Origin of the sequence: Burkholderia sp. 567, from assembly GCF_040545115.1 — a bacterium.
Classification (GTDB): Bacteria; Pseudomonadota; Gammaproteobacteria; order Burkholderiales; family Burkholderiaceae; genus Burkholderia; species Burkholderia ambifaria.
In genome coordinates, this window is sequence record NZ_JBEPLG010000004.1 from 347,531 (window position 1) to 365,602 (window position 18,072).

General features: G+C 67.2%; 15 protein-coding genes. 7 read left to right on the forward strand and 8 right to left on the reverse strand.

The window, feature by feature from the left end:
• Window positions 1-220: 220 nt before the first annotated feature.
• The 3 genes from ABIC50_RS14920 (at window position 221) to ABIC50_RS14930 (ending at window position 4,428) form a co-directional block, all read left to right on the forward strand.
• A complete protein-coding gene (locus ABIC50_RS14920) occupies window positions 221-1,822 on the forward strand; it encodes a Re/Si-specific NAD(P)(+) transhydrogenase subunit alpha (RefSeq protein ID WP_354164996.1) in 1,602 nt (533 codons plus the stop codon).
• A 13-nt stretch (window positions 1,823-1,835) separates the two neighbouring features.
• On the forward strand, window positions 1,836-3,248 hold the full coding sequence (gene pntB, locus ABIC50_RS14925) for a Re/Si-specific NAD(P)(+) transhydrogenase subunit beta (RefSeq protein WP_012371937.1): 1,413 nt from the start codon (window positions 1,836-1,838) through the stop codon (window positions 3,246-3,248).
• A gap of 109 nt (window positions 3,249-3,357) precedes the next feature.
• Window positions 3,358-4,428: an NAD-dependent epimerase/dehydratase family protein gene (locus ABIC50_RS14930; RefSeq protein ID WP_354164999.1), complete on the forward strand. Its 1,071-nt coding sequence runs from the start codon at window positions 3,358-3,360 to the stop codon at window positions 4,426-4,428.
• Window positions 4,429-4,585: 157 nt separating this feature from the next.
• On the opposite strand, the gene ABIC50_RS14935 is transcribed toward ABIC50_RS14930, so the two are convergent.
• From ABIC50_RS14935 to ABIC50_RS14945, 3 genes are all read right to left on the reverse strand, one after another.
• Complete coding sequence (locus ABIC50_RS14935) at window positions 4,586-5,752, reverse strand: AraC family transcriptional regulator (RefSeq protein ID WP_354165002.1); 1,167 nt, start codon at window positions 5,750-5,752, stop codon at window positions 4,586-4,588.
• Window positions 5,752-7,386, reverse strand: a complete 1,635-nt coding sequence (locus tag ABIC50_RS14940) for an AMP-binding protein (protein ID WP_354165005.1) — start codon at window positions 7,384-7,386, stop codon at window positions 5,752-5,754. The genes ABIC50_RS14935 and ABIC50_RS14940 overlap by 1 nt, the downstream gene beginning before the upstream one ends.
• 64 nt (window positions 7,387-7,450) lie before the next feature.
• A complete protein-coding gene (locus ABIC50_RS14945) occupies window positions 7,451-7,591 on the reverse strand; it encodes a hypothetical protein (RefSeq protein WP_164714696.1) in 141 nt (46 codons plus the stop codon).
• Between the two features lie 114 nt (window positions 7,592-7,705).
• Between ABIC50_RS14945 and ABIC50_RS14950 the strand changes: the two genes are divergently transcribed.
• Window positions 7,706-8,806 (forward strand): AraC family transcriptional regulator, encoded by a 1,101-nt coding sequence (locus tag ABIC50_RS14950; RefSeq protein WP_354165008.1) that lies wholly within the window; start codon window positions 7,706-7,708, stop codon window positions 8,804-8,806.
• A 26-nt stretch (window positions 8,807-8,832) separates the two neighbouring features.
• On the opposite strand, the gene ABIC50_RS14955 is transcribed toward ABIC50_RS14950, so the two are convergent.
• The 4 genes from ABIC50_RS14955 to ABIC50_RS14970 form a co-directional block, all read right to left on the reverse strand.
• A complete protein-coding gene (locus ABIC50_RS14955; RefSeq protein WP_354165011.1) occupies window positions 8,833-10,326 on the reverse strand; it encodes a sensor histidine kinase in 1,494 nt (497 codons plus the stop codon).
• Window positions 10,326-11,045, reverse strand: a complete 720-nt coding sequence (locus ABIC50_RS14960; protein WP_011660683.1) for a response regulator transcription factor — start codon at window positions 11,043-11,045, stop codon at window positions 10,326-10,328. Before ABIC50_RS14960 ends, ABIC50_RS14955 begins: the two co-directional genes overlap by 1 nt.
• 307 nt (window positions 11,046-11,352) lie before the next feature.
• On the reverse strand, window positions 11,353-12,390 hold the full coding sequence (locus ABIC50_RS14965) for a LysR family transcriptional regulator (RefSeq protein ID WP_011660684.1): 1,038 nt from the start codon (window positions 12,388-12,390) through the stop codon (window positions 11,353-11,355).
• An 84-nt stretch (window positions 12,391-12,474) separates the two neighbouring features.
• Window positions 12,475-13,218: an SDR family oxidoreductase gene (locus ABIC50_RS14970; RefSeq protein WP_175664585.1), complete on the reverse strand. Its 744-nt coding sequence runs from the start codon at window positions 13,216-13,218 to the stop codon at window positions 12,475-12,477.
• 205 nt (window positions 13,219-13,423) lie between these two features.
• Here ABIC50_RS14970 and pdxR point away from each other — a divergent pair, with 205 nt between their 5' ends.
• Window positions 13,424-14,923, forward strand: a complete 1,500-nt coding sequence (gene pdxR, locus ABIC50_RS14975; RefSeq protein WP_175715017.1) for a MocR-like pyridoxine biosynthesis transcription factor PdxR — start codon at window positions 13,424-13,426, stop codon at window positions 14,921-14,923.
• A gap of 307 nt (window positions 14,924-15,230) precedes the next feature.
• Here pdxR and ABIC50_RS14980 read toward each other — a convergent pair whose 3' ends face one another.
• Window positions 15,231-16,283 carry an RNA-guided endonuclease InsQ/TnpB family protein gene (locus ABIC50_RS14980; protein ID WP_354165014.1) on the reverse strand — a complete coding sequence of 351 codons (1,053 nt, stop codon included), beginning with the start codon at window positions 16,281-16,283 and terminating at the stop codon, window positions 15,231-15,233.
• 92 nt (window positions 16,284-16,375) lie between these two features.
• Between ABIC50_RS14980 and ABIC50_RS14985 the strand changes: the two genes are divergently transcribed.
• Both ABIC50_RS14985 and ABIC50_RS14990 read left to right on the forward strand, forming a co-directional pair.
• Window positions 16,376-16,876 carry an Ohr family peroxiredoxin gene (locus ABIC50_RS14985; protein ID WP_011660687.1) on the forward strand — a complete coding sequence of 167 codons (501 nt, stop codon included), beginning with the start codon at window positions 16,376-16,378 and terminating at the stop codon, window positions 16,874-16,876.
• A 120-nt stretch (window positions 16,877-16,996) separates the two neighbouring features.
• Entirely contained in the window at window positions 16,997-17,998 is a 1,002-nt protein-coding gene (locus ABIC50_RS14990; RefSeq protein ID WP_175699001.1) for a bestrophin family protein, read from the forward strand.
• The last annotated feature ends 74 nt before the right edge of the window (window positions 17,999-18,072 follow it).

The window sequence follows — 18,072 nt, forward strand, 5'->3', positions numbered from 1 at the left end:
TCCCGCGTGGATAAAACGCAACAGTAGAACGGAACACGCGCTCGACGCGCCCCACCCCGATCGCGCCGTCGTTATGAGGCATACTCTATTTGCGTACATCGAACGATCGTTCTTTTTTAAACGCCATCCGTCGCGCGAACCACTAAACACACACATGATTCTGGTACCTTGACGCACCGGCCCGCGCGCAATGCAATGGCCATCACCCATCTTTCACACTATGACACTACAGATTGGGATTCCTCTGGAGACAGCCACCGGCGAACGGCGCGTTGCGACCGTACCCGAAGTGGTCGAGAAACTGATCAAGCTGGGGTTTTCGGTGGCCGTGCAAAGCGGCGCCGGCGCCGGCGCGAATTTTGACGACGATGCGTATCGCGCGGCCGGCGCGAGCATCGCCGCGTCGGCGGCCGAGCTTTGGTCCGGCAGCGACATCGTATTCAAGGTGCGCCCGCCGAGTGCCGACGAAGTCGCGCTGATGCGCGAGGGCGGCACGCTGATCGGCTTCGTGTGGCCCGCGCAGAACCCCGAACTGATGCAGCAGCTCGCCGCGAAACGCGCGACGGTGCTCGCGATCGATTCGCTGCCGCGCACGCTGTCGCGCGCGCAGAAGATGGACGCGCTCACGTCGATGGCCGGCATCAGCGGCTACCGCGCGGTGATCGAGGCCGCGCATGCGTTCGGCCGCTTCCTGAACGGTCAGGTCACGGCGGCCGGCAAGGTCCCGCCGGCCAAGGTCTTCATCGCGGGCGCCGGCGTCGCGGGCCTCGCCGCGATCGGCACGGCCGCGAGCCTCGGCGCGATCGTGCGCGCGAACGACACGCGCGCCGAGGTGGCCGATCAGGTCAAGTCGCTGGGCGGCGAGTTCGTCAAGGTCGACTACGAAGAGGAAGGCTCGGGCGGCGGCGGTTACGCGAAGGTGATGAGCGAAGGCTTCCAGCAGGCGCAGCGCGCGATGTATGCGCAGCAGGCCAAGGACGCCGACATCATCATCACGACCGCGCTGATCCCCGGCAAGCCGGCGCCGAAGCTGATCACCGCCGAGATGGTGCAGTCGATGAAGCCCGGCAGCGTGATCGTCGACATGGCCGCCGAACAGGGCGGCAACTGCGAACTCACGGTGCCCGGCGAGGCGGTCGTGCGCCATGGCGTGACCATCGTCGGCTATACGGATCTCGCGTCGCGCCTGTCGCGGCAGGCGTCCACGCTGTACGGCACCAACCTGCTGCGCGTGATCGAGGAGCTGTGCAAGGGCAAGGACGGCACAATCAACGTCGACTTCGACGACGACGCGATCCGCGGCCTCACCGTCATCAAGGAAGGCAACATCACGTGGCCGCCGCCGCCGATCAAGCAGGCGGTCGTCGCACCGAAGCCCCCGGCGGCCGCACCCGCCGCGGCCGCACCGGCGAAGTCCAAGGGCCACGGTCACAGCGGCGAGCCGATGTCGGCCAAGGCGCTCGCGATCGTGTTCGCGCTCGGCGCACTGGCGTTCCTGCTGGTCGGCCAGTTCGCGCCGGCCAGCTTCCTGTCGCACTTCACGGTGTTCGTGCTCGCGTGCTTCGTCGGCTACATGGTGATCTGGAACGTCACGCCGTCGCTGCACACGCCGCTGATGAGCGTGACCAACGCGATCTCGTCGATCATCGCGATCGGCGCGCTCGTGCAGGTCGCGCCGCCGCTGGGCGAGCTGGCCAATGCCGGCGACCGTCCGTCCGGGCTGATCCTCGGTCTCGCGGTGGGCGCGCTGACGCTCACGGCCGTCAACATGTTCGGCGGCTTCGCGGTGACGCGTCGCATGCTGGCGATGTTCCGCAAATAAGGGGACGACAACAATGACTTCCAACCTGACTACCGTCTCCTATATCGGCGCCGCGATCCTGTTCATCCTCAGCCTCGGCGGGCTGGCCAATCCCGAGACCGCGCGCCGCGGCAACCTGCTCGGCATGATCGGCATGCTGATCGCCGTGCTGGCCACCGTAGCCGGCCCGCGCGTGTCGGCCGCGGGCATTCCGTACGTGATCGCCGCGCTGGTCGTCGGCGGCGCCGTCGGCCTGTACGCCGCGAAGAAGGTGCAGATGACGCAGATGCCGGAACTGGTCGCGCTGATGCACAGCCTGGTCGGTCTCGCGGCCTGTCTGGTCGGTTTCGCGAGCTATATCGATACGTCGCTGCAGCTCACCGGCGCCGAGAAGGCGATCCACGAAGTGGAGATCTACGTCGGCATCCTGATCGGCGCGGTCACCTTCGCGGGCTCGATCATCGCGTTCGGCAAGCTGTCCGGCAAGATCGGCGGCAAGCCGCTGCTGCTGCCGGCACGGCACTGGCTGAACCTGGCCGCGCTGCTGATCGTGATCTACTACGGCCGCGCGTTCCTGCATGCGGAAACCATCCAGGACGGCATGCTGCCGCTCCTCGTGATGACGGTGCTGTCGCTGCTGTTCGGCGTGCACATGGTGATGGCGATCGGCGGCGCGGACATGCCGGTCGTGGTGTCGATGCTCAACAGCTACTCGGGGTGGGCGGCGGCAGCCACCGGCTTCATGCTCGGCAACGACCTGCTGATCGTGATCGGCGCATTGGTGGGCTCGTCCGGTGCGATCCTGTCGTACATCATGTGCCGCGCGATGAACCGCAACTTCATCAGCGTGATCGCAGGCGGCTTCGGCAGCGGCGCGGGCGCACCGGCGGCAGCCGGCGGCGCGGCGCAGCCGGCCGGCGAGGCGGTCGCGGTGAGCGCGATGGAAACGGCCGAGCTGCTGCGCGAAGCGAAACGCGTGATCATCGTGCCGGGCTACGGGATGGCCGTCGCGCAAGCCCAGCACACGGTGTTCGAACTGACGAAGCTGCTGCGCGAAAAGGGTGTCGACGTGCGTTTCGCGATTCACCCGGTCGCGGGCCGTATGCCCGGACACATGAACGTGCTGCTGGCCGAAGCGAAGGTGCCGTACGACATCGTGCTCGAAATGGACGAGATCAACGGCGACTTCCCCGAGGCCGACGTGTCGATGGTGATCGGCGCGAACGACATCGTGAACCCGGCCGCGCAGGACGACCCGTCGAGCCCGATCGCCGGCATGCCGGTGCTGGAAGTGTGGAAGGCGAAGACGTCGATCGTGATGAAGCGCAGCATGGCGTCCGGCTATGCGGGCGTCGACAATCCGCTGTTCTACAAGGACAACAACCGCATGTTGTTCGGCGACGCGAAGTCGATGCTCACTGAAATCTTCGGCGCACTGAAAGCCTGAGTGCGGCCTCGCGCGCGGAGCGGGCAGCCAGCCGCTCCCGCGCCGCGCCGCCTCCGCAGGCAGCAACAAGGCGGCATCATGTTCGACATCGTCCGTTACGGAACCCATGATGAATATCGATACCGGCCTGCCGGTGATGGTGACCGGCGCAACCGGCTACGTCGCGGGCTGGCTCGTGCAACGGTTGCTCGAAGCCGGCCTGACGGTGCATGCGGCCGTTCGTCATCCAGACGATCCGGACAAGCTCAAGTATCTGCAGCGCATCGCGGCCGGCCAGCCCGGCACGATCCGCTATTTCCGCGCCGACCTGCTCGACCCGGGATCGTATGCGGACGCGATGGCCGGTTGCGGCACCGTGTTCCATACCGCGTCGCCGTTCACCATTACGGTTCGTGACCCTCAGAAAGAACTCGTCGACCCGGCGCTGCTCGGCACGCGCAACGTGCTCGATACGGTGAACCGCACGCCGTCGGTGCGGCGCGTCGTGCTGACCAGCAGCTGCGCCGCGATCTACGGCGACAACGCCGACCTCGACGCGGTGCCGAGCGGCGTGTTCACCGAGGCGAACTGGAATACCAGTTCATCGCTCACGCACCAGCCATATTCGTATTCGAAGACGGTGGCCGAACGCGAAGCGTGGCAGATCGCCGGCGCGCAGCAGCGCTGGCGTCTCGTCACCATCAATCCGTCGCTCGTCATCGGGCCGGGCATCAATCCATACGCGACGTCGGAGAGCTTCGAGATCGTCCGGCAGATGGGCGACGGCACGATGAAAATGGGCGTGCCGGATCTCGGCATGGGCGCGGTCGACGTCCGCGATGTCGCCGACGCGCACCTGCGGGCCGCGTTCCTGCCGGACGCGAACGGCCGCTACATCGTGTCGGGGCACAACACGAGCCTGCCGGCGATGGCGACGACGCTGCTCGAACGGTATGGCGCCGACTATCCGATCCCGCGGCGCATCCTGCCCAAATGGCTCGTGTGGTCGACCGGCCCGCTGGTGAACAAGGGCGTGACGCGCCGCGTCGTCGCCCGCAACGTCGGACTCCCGTGGCGCGCCGACAATAGCCGCAGCCGCAACGAACTCGGAATTCACTACCGCGCGCTCGCCGAGTCGATGAACGACTTCTTTCAGCAGTTGATCGAAACCGGACAGTTGCGGCGAGGAACCGCTTCGTGATTTCACCGGGCCGGCAGATCCTGCCGGTCGGCCGCGGGGTGTGCGTCGATGAACGGCTGCCGCGCGCCGGACGCACGATGATTCGCGCACCAACGGGAGCCGTCCATGGGATCGCACGAAGGATGCCGGTTATGGGAGCGGGTTTGAAAAAACCGCGCTACACGCGCCGCCGGTAAGTCCCCGGCGTACTCCCCGTCCAGTGCCGGAACGCGCGATGAAACGCGCTCGGATCGTCGAAGCCGATGTCGGCGCCGATCGCCGCGATCGTGTCGAGCGTGTCGGTGAGCCGCTGGATCGCGATGTCGCGCCGCAGTTCGTCCTTGAGCGCCTGGAACGTCGTGCCTTCGGCGGCCAGATGGCGGCTCAGCGTGCGCACCGAGCAATGCAGATGCTCGGCCGCCTCGTCGATCACCGGCAGGTCGGGCAGCGCCGCCGACAGGTATTGCCGCACGCGATGGCACACGAGCTGTTCGCTGAACGATTCGAAGATCCAGTCGCCCGGCGCGCGCGCGAGGAACTTGCGCAGGTTGCGCTTGCTCTGCCGGATCGGCGCGTCGAGGTAGTTGGCGCTGAAGCGCATCAGCGTGCGTTCGCAGTCGAACTGCACGGAGCCGGAGAAGAAGTACAGGTGTTCGACCGCATGGCGCGGCCGCGGACACGCGAGCTCGATCCGCAGCAGCGGGATCTTCTGCCCGATCAACCACGAACATACGCCGTGCACGAGCTTGAGCATCAGCTCCTGGCCGAGCGCGCCGATCGGGCCGATGGCCGGGTTCGGTCGCAGCAGCACCTGCGCGACCAGGCCGTCGCGCTTCGATTCGACGAAGAAGTCGTCGAGCAGGATATGGAAGAACTGGCCGAAACGATGCAGCGCCGTTTCGAGGTTGCGCGCATCGAGCAGGCTCAGGCACAGGTACTTCAGCGTGCCGCCGCGCAACGGGCGCGAGAAGATGCCCGGCATCTCGTCGTCGAGGTCGATCGCGAGCGTGCGGTACAGCGTCGAGAACTGCTCTTCCGTCACGCGCGCATGCGGCTCGCCGAGCAGCTCGAGCGGGATGCCGGCCCCGCGCAGGTAGCGCTCGACCACGTCGCGCTGCGCGCCCGCGCTCGCCAGAAAACCGTTGACGAGCGAGATCGGCACCGTCGCGCTCGGCGACGGCAGCGCACGCCCTGGCTGGGCGGAAGGTGAGTCTGAACCGGTCATCGCGTCCCCGTCGGTCGAACCGCCCGCATTGTACTTGAGCGGCCCGGACCGGACTCTCGGGGCTTGCGCCGGCACGCCGGTACGCCGGCCCGCATGTCGGCCGCGGCGCGTCGGCGCCATCAGTCCGCGCGGCTGAGTTCCCGGCGCAGGATCTTGCCGACCGGCGACTTCGGCAGCCGGTCGATCAGGCGGATCAGCTTCGGCACCTTGTACGCGGCGAGGTTCGCGCGGCAATGCGCGACGATCTGCGCGTCGGTCAAGGCCGCGTCCGACGCGGGCACCACGAACAGCTTGACGGCCTCGCCGGTGCGCTCGTCCGGCACGCCGATGCACGCGCATTCGGCGACGCCCGGCAACGCGGTCGCCACCGCTTCCACCTCGTTCGGATACACGTTGAAGCCCGACACGATGATCATGTCCTTCTTGCGGTCGACGATCTTCAGGAAGCCGGCCGCATCGAACACGCCGATGTCGCCGGTGCGGAAGTAGCCGTCCGCGGTGAATGCGGCCGCGTTCGCGTCCGGCTTGCGCCAGTAGCCGCCCATCACCTGCGGCCCCTTCACGCAGATCTCGCCCGCCTCGCCGATCGCGACCTCGCGATCCTGGTCGTCCAGCAGCTTCACGTCGGTCGACGGCAGCGGCAGGCCCGTCGTGCCCGTGAACGCGTCGATCGACTGCGGGTTGAACGTGACCACCGGCGACGTCTCCGACAGCCCGTACCCTTCGCGAATGAAGTTGCCCGTCACCGCCTTCCAGCGCGCCGAGATCACGTCGATCACCGCCGCGCCGCCGCCGGCCGACAGCTTCAGCCGCGACCAGTCGACCTCGTTCAGCCGCGGCTGGGCCACGAGCCCCGCATACAGCGTGTTGACGCCGACGAACACCGTCGGCCGCGCGGCCTTCAGCACATCGATGAAGCCGTCCATGTCGCGCGGATTCGCGACGAGCCAGTTCTCCGCGCCGATCGCGAAGTAGGACAGGAAGTTCACCGTCAGCGCGAAGATGTGATACAGCGGGATCGCCGTGACGATGACCTCCTCGCCCGGCCGCCGCGAATCCGGCACGATCGCGCCGAACTGCTCGATGTTCGCGACCAGGTTGCGATGCGACAGCGCGGCGCCCTTCGACAGCCCGGTCGTGCCGCCCGTGTACTGCAGCAGCAGCAGATCGTCGCCGCCGAGCGCGACCGGCTCGAGCGCGAGCGATTCGCCGGCGGCCAGCGCGTGCGCGAGTGCGATCGAGCCGGGCGGCAGCGCATCGCACGCGCCGGCCGGCGCATCGACGACGCCGAGATCGGCGCGGCCCACGCTCAGCACGGTTCGTATGCGCGTCCTGCCGACCACGTCGGCGAACGTGCCCATCGATCCGCCGCACACCACGGCCACTTCGACGCCCGCGTCGTTGAGCTGATGTTCGAGCTCGTGCGCGGTGTAGAGCGGGTTCACGTTGACCTGGATCGCGCCGATTCGCGCGAGCGCGACGAACACCACCGGAAAGGCGAGCACGTTGGGCAGCATCACGGCCACGCGCTCGCCCTTGCGTACGCCCGCGACCTGCTGCAGGTACGCGGCCAGCGCGGTCGACAGGCGGTCGACGTCGGCGTAGCTGAGCGTGCGGCCGAACGCGCGGAACGCGGGGTGCTCCGCGAAGCGGCGCATCGCGTCGTCCAGCAGCGCGGTTACGGAAGGATGGCGATCGGCATCGATCTCGGCGGGGATCGAGCCGTACGAGCCGATCCAGTGTCTCTTCGTCATGTCCTGCTCCTCGGGGGACGGCGCCGGGCAGCGCCGTTCGCACAGCGGCCCGCGCACCGTATGGTCAAAAGCCGCCGCCTGACCGGCGACTATCGCCCGCCATCGCGGCTTTGAAAATGATCCGGGCGGTCGAAAAGATGATCGAAACGGACACGCGGGCGTGCGGCGGCCCGCCTGTCGCCGCTTCCGCCCGTGCATCGGTCATGCCGTGTCCGTCCGTGCATACCGCTGCGCATCAGGGTGAACCCTATGGCGCCGCCGCGCGTTCCGGCGCAGAATCGCGCACCGGAACGATATCGAATCGGACGTAGAACCCGCCATGCCGCGCAGCGCGCTCTTGAAACCGACGGCCACTGGCCCCGCGTCGCTGCCCGACGCCCCGCCCGCCCACGTGTCGCGCGAGAAGCGCTTCTCGCCGGCCAAGCTGGCCGTGCTCGTCGGCGTCGCCCGGGAACTCGGCCTCGATCCGGCCGCGGTGCTGGACGGCACCGGCCTGTCGCCGGACGCCGTCACCGATCCGTTCACGCTCACGTCGTCGCGGCAGTTCCTGAGCGCCGCGCGCAATGCGCTCGGCCGCTACGACGGCACCGATCTCGGCGTGCGCGTCGGCCGCCGGCTGCATGCGTCGAGCTACGGGATGTACGGTTACGCGATGCTGTGCTCGGAATCGCTCGCGCATGCGTTCGATTCGGCCGTCAAATATCACCAACTCGCGAACGGGATGCTCGCGATCCGCTGGGTCGAACAGGGCGACACCGCGTCGTGGCTGTTCCCGGATCCGCACGAAGCCGCGCTGCCCGAGCCCGACCTGCCGCTGTACCGCTTCCTGATCGACATGCAGTTCGCGCTGCACGTGACGGTCATCAAGGACGTGATGGGTGCGTGGTGCGTGCCGGCCCGCGCGCAGTTCGCGCAGCCGGAGCCGGCGCACGCGGCGCAGCTCGCCGACGCGCTCGAATGCCCGATCGCGTTCGACCAGCCGCACCATGTGTTGAGCTACCCGGCCGCGTGGCTCGCCCGCGCGCCGCAGCTCGCGAACCCGACCACCGCCGCGCAGGTGTCGTCGCACTGCGCGCGCCTGCTCGACGAACTGCGCAGTCAGGCCGGCGTCACGCGCCGCGTGTACCAGGAACTCACGCGCACGCCCGGGCAGTTCCCGGACATCGACGCGATCGCCGACACGCTGTGCATGACGTCGCGCACGCTGCGCCGCAAGCTCGACGCCGAAGGCACGTCGTACAGCGAGCTGCTGACGAGCGTGCGCAAGGCGCTCGCGATCGACTACCTGAGCACCACGACGCTCAGCACCGAGGACATCGCGCTCACGCTCGGCTTCAGCGATGCGGTCGGGTTCCGCCACGCGTTCAAGCGCTGGACCGGCACGACGCCGAGCGACGTGCGGCGCAAGCGCGGCCGGTAAACGCGCGGGCAGATCGCCGCCGGATTTCAACGCGTTTCGCCCGGCGCCGGATGCGCGACCGGCAGCGCGAACTCGAACACCGCGCCGCGTCCGTCCCGATCGACGAGCCGGATCCCGCTGCCGTTGAGCACCAGCATCCGGTGCACGATCAGCAGCCCGAGCCCGCCGCTCGTCGCCGCGCCGCCGCTCATCGGCCGCTGCGGCCGCTGAAACAATCCTTCGCGCCGCGCCTGCGGAATCCCTTCTCCGGTATCCGACACGGTCACCACCACGCGATCGTCCTGCGGCGTCAGCGCCACTTCGACTTCGCCGTGTTGCGGCGTGTGCCGCAATGCGTTGTCGAGCAGGTTGGTCAGCACGCGCTCGATCATCCCGAGATCGGCCGAGACGACCGGCACGCGCGGCGGGATCCGCGCATGCAGCGCGATGCCGCGCGACTGCGCGGCCAGCTCGAACTTCTGGAACACGTCCTGCACGAGATCGACGAGCGAGAACGGCTCGCGCTCGGCCTGCACGCCGCCCGATTCGAGCCGCGCGAGTTCGAACAGCGCCTGCGCGAGCCGGCCGACCTTCGTGCTCTGCGCGAGCGCGATCGACAGGTAGCGGCGGCGCTCGGTCTCGGCGAGCGTGTCGGACTTCAGCGACAGCGTCTCCAGATAGCCGTGCAGCGACGTCAGCGGCGTGCGCAGGTCGTGCGAGATGTTCGTGATCAGTTCGCGCCGCTGCTGGTCCTGGCGCGTCAGCGCGCGCCACTGTTCGCCGATCCGGTCGGCCATCTGCGCGAACGCGGATTCGAGCACCGCGATGTCGTCGCCGCGCGCCCCCGGCGGCGAGCGCGGCACCGCCGGCTGCGTTTCGGGCGCGCCGTTCGCGTCGAAGCGGCGCATCGCGTCGGTCAGCCGGCGCAGCGGGCGCGTGATGAAGCTGAACGCGGTCAGGCCCGCGAGCAGGCCGAGCAGCGCGACGACCGCCATCGACCACAGCGTCGTGCGCAGCACGTTGCCGGCGTCGACGCGCGCGACCAGCCGGTCGTGCGCTTCGCCGAGCAGCACCACGTAGATGTAGCCGGACGGCGGCTGTCCCGGGCGCTGCAGCGGCGCGGCGCTGAATACCTTGCGCGCGTCGGGGCTGCGCGGGTCGTCGCCGAGGATCGGCAGCGGGTCGCCCGCGATGAAGCGCTGCACCGGCGCGAGATCGACGCGCTCGCGCTTCACGTGGCCCGGCGGCGCGTCGTCGCCTTCGATGCGCCCCGCGTTGTCGAGCAGGTACACCTCGACGCTCGGGTTCACGCCCATCAGCTGGCCGAACAGCGTGCGCACGGCGTCCGGGCGCAGCCCGTTCGCGTCCATCAGCGGCGTGCTGCTCGCGATGTGCGCGGCGAGATCGCGCGACAGGCCCTGCACCACTTCCTTCTCGCGCATGTCGTTCGCACGGATCTGCAGCCACGCCGACGCGCCCGAGCACGCGAGCAGCAGCACCGCGAACACGCACGACAGCCGCTGGGTGAGGGTGAGTTTCATCATGCGTCTCGCTGGTCCGGCGCGGCGAGCTTGTAGCCGCGTCCCCACACGGTGAGGATCCGCACGGGCTCGGCCGGATCGGCCTCGACCTTCGCGCGCAGCCGGTTGATGTGGGTGTTCACCGTGTGTTCGTAGCCTTCGTGCTGGTAGCCCCACACCGCGTTCAGCAGGTCCATCCGCGAGAACACCTTGCCCGGATGCCGCGCGAAGAAATACAGCAGGTCGAATTCGCGCGGCGTGAGGTCGATGCGCGTGCCGTCGACGCTCGCTTCCCGCGCGATCGGGTCGATCGACAGCCCGGCGACGTCGAGCGTACCGGCGTCGATCCGCGAATCGCGCGCGAGCGCGTCGACGCGCCGCAGCAGCGCCTTGACCCGCGCGACGAGTTCCAGCACCGAGAACGGTTTCGCCAGATAGTCGTCGGCGCCGAGCTCGAGGCCGAGGATCCGGTGGACCTCGCTCGAGCGCGCGCTGGTGATGATGATCGGCGTGTAGCGCGCCATCGCGCGGGCGCGCCGGCAGATTTCCAGGCCGTCGACGCCGGGCAGCATCAGGTCGAGGATCAGCGCGTCCCAGTTGCCCTGTTCGAGCAGGCGCAGGCCTTCCGTGCCGTCCGCGCTGTGCACGACTTCGTAGCGCTCGTCGCGCAGGTGCAGGCTCAGCACGTCGGCGATGTCGGCGTCGTCTTCGACGATGAGGATGCGTTTGGGGTGGTCCATGGCGGTCGGCGGCGGCACGTCGGTCGGGGGCTCACGGTTGGTGCGAAGGTTCTTTCCGGCGCCCTCTCCGGGCCGGCAGGCCGGCCTGCCGGGGAAGGCGAATGGCGGCAACAACGCCGCGCTGTCGCCATTGTGCAAAATTTTGCCGGCGGCAGGGGTCACAATTCGTTTAAGTTTGAATCGCGCCCGTGACGTGAGCCCATGCCGGCAAGGCTATCCGATCCAGCCCCGGAGCATCCGAAACGAGCAACGCACGCCCGTCTTCCCGCACTGCGATGCGAACGGCCGCCCGTCCGTCACGCATGCCTCAAGCCGCCAGCCCCGCCGACGGAACCGCCTGCATGTCAGGATTGAACCGGGTCATGCAATTGAGATCGAGCGCGCGAATCTGCTCGGTCATGAAGTCGACGAAGATCCGGATGCGCGTCGGCAGATGCTGCCGGCTCAGATAGCAGATGTAGTGGCCGCGATCCTCCGGCACATGCTTCGCCAGTGCGACGACGAGCTCCTTCGACGCGAGATGGTCGCGAATCTGATAGCCCGCCATCTGCGCGATGCCCGCTCCGTTCAGCACCGAGCGCAACACCAGATCCGCGTCGTTGAACGTGAGGCGCGACGTCGGCAGGTACTTTTGCATACGGCCGTCGACATTGAACTCCCATTCGAACACGCGACCGCTCGCGAAGCGGAAATTGATGCATTCATGCCGGTCGAGATCTTCGATGCGCTGCGGGAGGCCATGCCGCGCGACGTACGACGGCGCCGCGCAGAGCGCCATCTGCATCGGAATCAGTTGCCGCGCGATGATGCTCGAATCCTCGATGCGCCCGTTGCGAAACGACACGTCGATCCGCTCCGACACCAGGTCGATCGGCCGGTCGTCGAGCAGCAGATCGATGATGATGTCCGGGTAGGCCTGCGCGAACTTTTCCAGCAGCGGCGCGACGATCTTCCGGCCGAACCCCACGGCCGAGCTGATGCGGATGAGGCCGCGCGGCGGCCCCTGCCGCAACTCCAGCATGTCGTTCATGGCTTCCACGATCTGTGCCACGCCCTGATGGCAGTTCTCGTAGAATCGCCGGCCTTCGCACGTCAGTTCGGTCGTGCGGGTGGTGCGCTGGAACAGCCGCGTGCTCAACTGCGCCTCGAGCTTCTGCACGTTGCGGCTCACGGCCGGCCGTCCGACGCCGAGCCGTTCGGCGGCCTTGGTGAAGCTCCCTTCGCTCGCCACGGCAACGAAGGCAAGGATGCCTGCATAGCTGGCACCAAAGCTCGCGGACAGCGCATCGGCGCGACCGGTCAGGTCGCGACGCACGCCGTGCTCCGATGGTTCCGAATGATTCATTTGCGCTGCCCCCAAGAGATGCCGATCATTCCGGTTGCCCGCCGTCGGCGGGCGTCGGCGAACCGCCGCGTGTGCGAACGCGACTCAGCGCGCGGCGAGCCACGGCTCGAGACCGATGCGGCCGAGCCGCGCGGCCCCGAGCGGCACCAGCGATTTTTCCTCGACGCGGCCGCCGTAGTAGCGGGCGTCGCGATCGGTCACCACCGCGCGCGTGTCGCCGACCGACTTCAGATAGCGTGCGACGATCTCCGCGAACGGCGCGCGATCCGGGCCCGCGATCTCGATCGTGCCGTTCTGCGGCGCGGCGAGCGCGGTCTGTGCGACGAATGCCGACACGTCTTCCGCGGCGATCGGCTGAAACAGCCCGTCGCCGATGCGGACCGTGCCGTCTTCCGCGCCGGCATCCGCGATGCCGCCGATGAATTCCATGAATTGCGTCGCGCGAACGATGGTGTACGGAACGCCCGCCGCTTCGATCGCCTGTTCCTGCGCGACCTTCGCCGCGAAGTAACCGTTCTCCGGCATGCGGTCGCAGCCGACGATCGACAGCGCGACGTGATGGCGCACGCCTGCAGCCACTTCCGCCTTGCCGACATTGCGTGCCGACGTGCGGAAGAAGTCCAGCACCGCCTGCGGCTCCCACGACGGCGCATTCGCCACGTCCACGACGACGTCCGCGCCGGTCAACGCGTCGGCCAGGCCTTCGCCCGTGATGATATTGACGCCGGTACTCGGCGACGCGGCCAGCACCTGGTGGCCGGCTTCGCCGAGCAGCGTGACGACACGCGAGCCGATCAGGCCCGAACCACCGATGACAACGATCTTCATCGCAAAATCTCCTGACGAATGGATTGCATTGGACTGCTAGAGGGACGCGACGGCGCCGGATCCGCTGAAAGGCGGCCGTAACCTCGCATCACGTGCCGCAATTGTGGAAGAATCATGTCCTATCTCATAAGTGCCAAGAATCGTCGATCGGACTGGTCCATACCGCGTCTGTTCCTGTCCTGTTCACGCTACCCGAGAGACCGTGATGTCTGCGCCGACACCCCCGCTTGCCATCGAAATCGACCGGCACCACCAGTTGCCGGTCTATCTGCAGATTTGCGAGCGGTTCAAGGCCGCGATCGCCGCCGGTCATCTGCGTCCCGGCGATCGCGTGCCCGCGCTGCGCGGCCTGGCGACGCAACTCAACACCGCGCGCGGCACGGTTGAACAGGCGTACACGATCCTGGTCGACGAGGGCTATCTGCAGATGCGCGGCGCGGCGGGCACGTTCGTCGCGCCGTCGCTGCCGGCCTCGCTGACGCAGCCGCCGCCCGCGCGCGCCGACCATGCCGACCCGCAGCGTGCGTCGGTCGCACCGAACGACACTCCGCCGCCACGGCGCCCGCAGCCGATCGCCGTCGCGCTGAGCGGCGAGCCGCGCCCGCTGCAACCGGGGCTCCCCGCGCTCGACGCGTTTCCGCGCAAGGTCTGGCACCGGCTCGTGTCGCAGCGCGCGCGCAGCAGCGAACGCGCACTGCTGGCCTACCCGAATCCGGCCGGTTACCGGCCGCTGCGCGAACACATCGCGACCTATCTGACGCTGTCGCGCGGCGTCACCTGCGTGCCGGAACAGGTGTTCGTCACCGGCGGCTACCGCGCGACGCTCGAACTCGTGCTGCGCAGCCTCGCACGGGCGGACGAGCGCGTGTGGTTCGAGGATCCCGGCTATCTGCTCGCGCGCGGGTTCCTGTCCGAGACCGGCATACAACTCGTCCCCGTGCCGGTGGACGCCGATGGGATCGACGTCGAGCGCGGCATGCAGCTGGACGCGCAGGCACGCTTCGCGCTGGTGACGCCGTCGCATCAGAGCCCGCTCGGGCATACGCTGTCGCTGTCCCGCCGGATCGCGCTGCTCGACTGGGCCGAAAAAATGTCAGGGTGGATCGTCGAGGACGACTACGACAGCGAGTTTCGCTATCTCGGCCGCCCGCTGCCCGCGTTGAAGAGTCTCGACCGGCGCGATCGCGTGATCTATTGCAGTACCTTCAGCAAGGCGATGTACCCCGGTTTGCGGCTTGCCTACGCGGTCGTGCCGGAGCGCGCCGTGGAGCGCGTCGAACGCGTGGCGTGCAGCATGAATGCCGGTTCGCCGCCGCTGCTGCAGGCGGCGCTGGCCGATTTCATCGAACAGGGGCACTTTGCCCGGCATCTCAAGCGCATGCGCGCGCTGTACGGCGAGCGCCGCATGCTGATCGTGCACGCATTGCGTCAGGCGTTCGGCGAGCGGCTGATCGTCGAATTGCCGGTGGGCGGCATCCAGTTCGCGGTGCGATTCACCGACGGGCCCGATGGGCCGGTCGACGACGTCGCCGTCGCCGCACGCGCGCGCGAGGCCGGGCTCGCGGTCGTGCCGCTGTCGATCTGGTATACAAATAGCCACACGCCGCAAACGCCGCGCGGCCTCGTCATCGGGTTCGCGAACATCGTCGACGCGGACGAAGCGCAACGTCACGCAAACACGCTGCGCGCCTGTCTCGACCGCTGACGGGCAGCGGGGTCGCGCGTCAGCGGCCCGATTGGTGTCCGACGGGAAACATTGAATCGCCCGCCGCGGCCATACCGTCGCCCGGTGCGCTCCGCTAGCATGGAGGCGTCCTTCTCCGTGGACGAACCCGGATTCGGGCTGCACCGGAAGATCGCCGCGCTCCGCATACGATCGTTCGCTCCACCTGTTCGTGAAGACGCCATCTGCCCGGGCAATGCAGCCCCCTTTCGCAACACGCTTCGACAAATGAACGACGGGGATCGAAGCGTCGCTGAACTCGAGCACGCATCTTGACGTCCTCACCCGCCTAAAGGTAGGTGATTCCCACACCTGGCGATGCACGTCCGCATCGGAGAATGTTCAGCGCAGCGTTGGTATCTCGATCATGCTCGACACCACATTCACTACAGGCCCACTCTCTCATTCGCAGTCCCGCGATACCTTTCGGCCGCGTCGTGCTGTCTCTCGATCCGCACGACGAACAGGACTGGGTAGAACCGCTTTCGTCGACTTCCTCGAACCTGGCCCCGTGCGCCATCGCCTTGTAACGGAGCTTGTTTCGGAAGGACGACCAGGACGCGTCGTAGACGCTCTTCGCCATCCTGGTTCTGGCGAGCTTCGCGGCCGACACGTTGCCGACCGCGATGTAATCGAAACGCCGCACCAGATCGAGCGCGAGCTTGTGCTGAAAATCGGCGCGGGCATTCGCGACCTTGGCGTGCAGCTTCGCGATATGTCGCTTGTGCTTGCGCGCCCGTTGCGCTTTCGCCAGTTTCTCCGCCGCGCGTCGGCCGAATCGGTCGTTGGGCAGCTTCTCGCCGGTCGAAAGTGTGGCGAAGTCTTTCAGGCCGAGATCGATGCCAACACCGGAACGGACCGGGCGGGCCTGCATATCGGGCATCTCGATCACGATGTTGAGAAACCAGTTGCGGCGTGCATCCTGCGCAAAGTTGGTCCCATCCTTGATCTTGCCTTCTGGAAGCGCCCGGCTGTTGAACACGCGAAACGTGTTGCCAGCGAAGCGAAACGCGTCGCCTTCGCGCTTCAGGTCACGCCCCTTCAGCGGCACCCAGCCCAGCGATTTCCTGCCGCGATAGCGCAGGTAGGGCCGACGGTGCTGACTGCGCGACTTCGCGTATTGCTCGCACGTCGCGTTGATCGTGCCGGAGTGGATGCCGAGCGCCTTGCTGCTGCCGGTGGTCAACACGTTCAGATCGAATCCCGTCGGCCACTTCTTGCTCCACTTGAGCGCGTGCTTCTGCGTGTCGTTGCAGAAGTTCCAGACGTAGTTCACCGCACGGCTCTGCTTGTTGAGCAGTCCGTTGAGCGACTTCACGCGGTAGCGGTAGACAAGGATCATGCCGGTGATCCTAACCCGTGGAAGAAGCTGCCTGTCAACAGCACGCCTTTCCTTCCCGCCATCGATGGCGGGGTTTCTCGGAGCAAATTCTGATGAATGACAACAAGCTGCAGGCCCCTCCGCTTTCCCTCCTCGACAGGTATCGGGGCCGGGAATTCCAGCCGCTCTATACGACGAGCGTGACAGTATCCGGTGGCGAGACCGGACACGGCCGCGCCTCCGGCGTCGTGCGCTCGGACGACGGGAACCTCGCCGTCGATCTGCGCCTGCCCGCCGAGTTCGGCGGGCCCGGCAACGGCACCAACCCCGAGCAATTGTTCGCGGCGGGCTTCGCCGCGTGCTTTCACGGTGCGCTGAACCTGCTCACGCAACGCGCCGACATCGAACCCGCCGATACGGTCGTGGAAGTGCGGGTGTCGTTCGGCCGCGATCCGATGGACGGCGGCCATGCATTGCTCATCGACGTCCAGGTGCGGATGCCCGGCGTGGATCGAAGCATCGCGGAAGAACTGGTTCGAGCCGCGGAGCGCCTGTGCCCGTATGCCAAGATGGCCAGACAAGGCACCGTCAATATCGTGACCGTCGTCGACTGACGCGACGCCCGTCGGGCGGTAGCGGCATCTGTCCGCTGAAGACCTTCGTTGCTGCTCCCTCGCGCGTGGCCGCTGCGCCGTGCCTTCGGGGCACGCTGAGTCCTCGATGAGGCAAATGAAATGCATCTCGGAAAATCGTACAAGCTGTCGGAGTTCCTGATCTGGACTCGCTGGAACATCTACGAGCTTTTCGTGTTCGGGACTGTGCCGGTCATTCTGTACAAGTTCCTGTGCGTCACATGGTTGTCGATCCCGCTGACGATCGTGGTTCTGCTCGGCACCGCGACGTCGTTCATCGTCGGCTTCAAGAACGTGCAGACGTACAACCGCGCAACGGACGCGCTGGATATCTGGACCGAAATCGTGAGCAAGAGCCGTCGCTGGGGGCAGCTCGCGCGCGATTTTGCCGGCGACGAAGCGATTTCCCGCACGCTGATCGATCGGCACCTCGGATGGCTGACCGCGCTGCGATACGACCTGCGTCGCCCGCGGGTCTGGGAAAGCACGAGCAAACGCTACAACGCGGAATACCGCCGGTTCTATCGCGTGCCGGAGTGGGAACAGGACATCGCGGACGTGTTGCCGAACTACCTGTCGCCGTCAGAAACGGCACAGGCGCTCTCTTCCGCGTCCATTTCGACATGCGTGCTGAACCTGCAATGCAGTGCGCTCAAGACACTTCACGCGGCCGGTCAGCTGAATACGAGCTTCTACATGGAGCTTCACAAGACGATCGGGGATTTCATCGCGCTCCAGTCGAGATCGGAGCGTTTCAAGAACTTCCCGTATCCGCGACAGTACGCGACCGTCAGCTCGCTGTTCGTCCGGTTCTTCTGCCTGTCCCTTCCGTTCGGTCTTCTGAACGAATTCAACCGGCTCAACGATGGCGTGACCGGCTTCATGCACGGCAACATGGTATGGCTGGTGGTGCCATGCAGCGTCGCGGTGTCGTGGATGTATACGTCGCTCGATCAGGTCGGCGAAGGCACCGAGAATCCGTTCGAAGGCGGCGCGAACGACGTTCCCATTTCGACGCTGTGCGGCACGATCGAGCGCGATCTGAAAGCGATGCTCGGAGAACCGGCCGGCCAGCCGTGCGGCCACTCGGTCATCGCGCTATAGGGAACCGGCGGTTGCTCGCGCGCATCGGCGCCGAAGGCGGCGCCATGCCCGGTTCGCCTCCGTACGATTGCCTG

Bases quoted from the DNA above. Each gene is read 5' to 3' on its own strand.
- ABIC50_RS14920 (WP_354164996.1), top strand. From the start codon at position 221: ATGACACTACAGATTGGGATTCCTCTGGAGACAGCCACCGGCGAACGG.
- pntB (WP_012371937.1), top strand. From the start codon at position 1,836: ATGACTTCCAACCTGACTACCGTCTCCTATATCGGCGCCGCGATCCTG.
- ABIC50_RS14930 (WP_354164999.1), top strand. From the start codon at position 3,358: ATGAATATCGATACCGGCCTGCCGGTGATGGTGACCGGCGCAACCGGC.
- ABIC50_RS14935 (WP_354165002.1), bottom strand. From the start codon at position 5,752: ATGGCGCCGACGCGCCGCGGCCGACATGCGGGCCGGCGTACCGGCGTG.
- ABIC50_RS14940 (WP_354165005.1), bottom strand. From the start codon at position 7,386: ATGACGAAGAGACACTGGATCGGCTCGTACGGCTCGATCCCCGCCGAG.
- ABIC50_RS14945 (WP_164714696.1), bottom strand. From the start codon at position 7,591: ATGACCGATGCACGGGCGGAAGCGGCGACAGGCGGGCCGCCGCACGCC.
- ABIC50_RS14950 (WP_354165008.1), top strand. From the start codon at position 7,706: ATGCCGCGCAGCGCGCTCTTGAAACCGACGGCCACTGGCCCCGCGTCG.
- ABIC50_RS14955 (WP_354165011.1), bottom strand. From the start codon at position 10,326: ATGAAACTCACCCTCACCCAGCGGCTGTCGTGCGTGTTCGCGGTGCTG.
- ABIC50_RS14960 (WP_011660683.1), bottom strand. From the start codon at position 11,045: ATGGACCACCCCAAACGCATCCTCATCGTCGAAGACGACGCCGACATC.
- ABIC50_RS14965 (WP_011660684.1), bottom strand. From the start codon at position 12,390: ATGAATCATTCGGAACCATCGGAGCACGGCGTGCGTCGCGACCTGACC.
- ABIC50_RS14970 (WP_175664585.1), bottom strand. From the start codon at position 13,218: ATGAAGATCGTTGTCATCGGTGGTTCGGGCCTGATCGGCTCGCGTGTC.
- pdxR (WP_175715017.1), top strand. From the start codon at position 13,424: ATGTCTGCGCCGACACCCCCGCTTGCCATCGAAATCGACCGGCACCAC.
- ABIC50_RS14980 (WP_354165014.1), bottom strand. From the start codon at position 16,283: ATGATCCTTGTCTACCGCTACCGCGTGAAGTCGCTCAACGGACTGCTC.
- ABIC50_RS14985 (WP_011660687.1), top strand. From the start codon at position 16,376: ATGAATGACAACAAGCTGCAGGCCCCTCCGCTTTCCCTCCTCGACAGG.
- ABIC50_RS14990 (WP_175699001.1), top strand. From the start codon at position 16,997: ATGCATCTCGGAAAATCGTACAAGCTGTCGGAGTTCCTGATCTGGACT.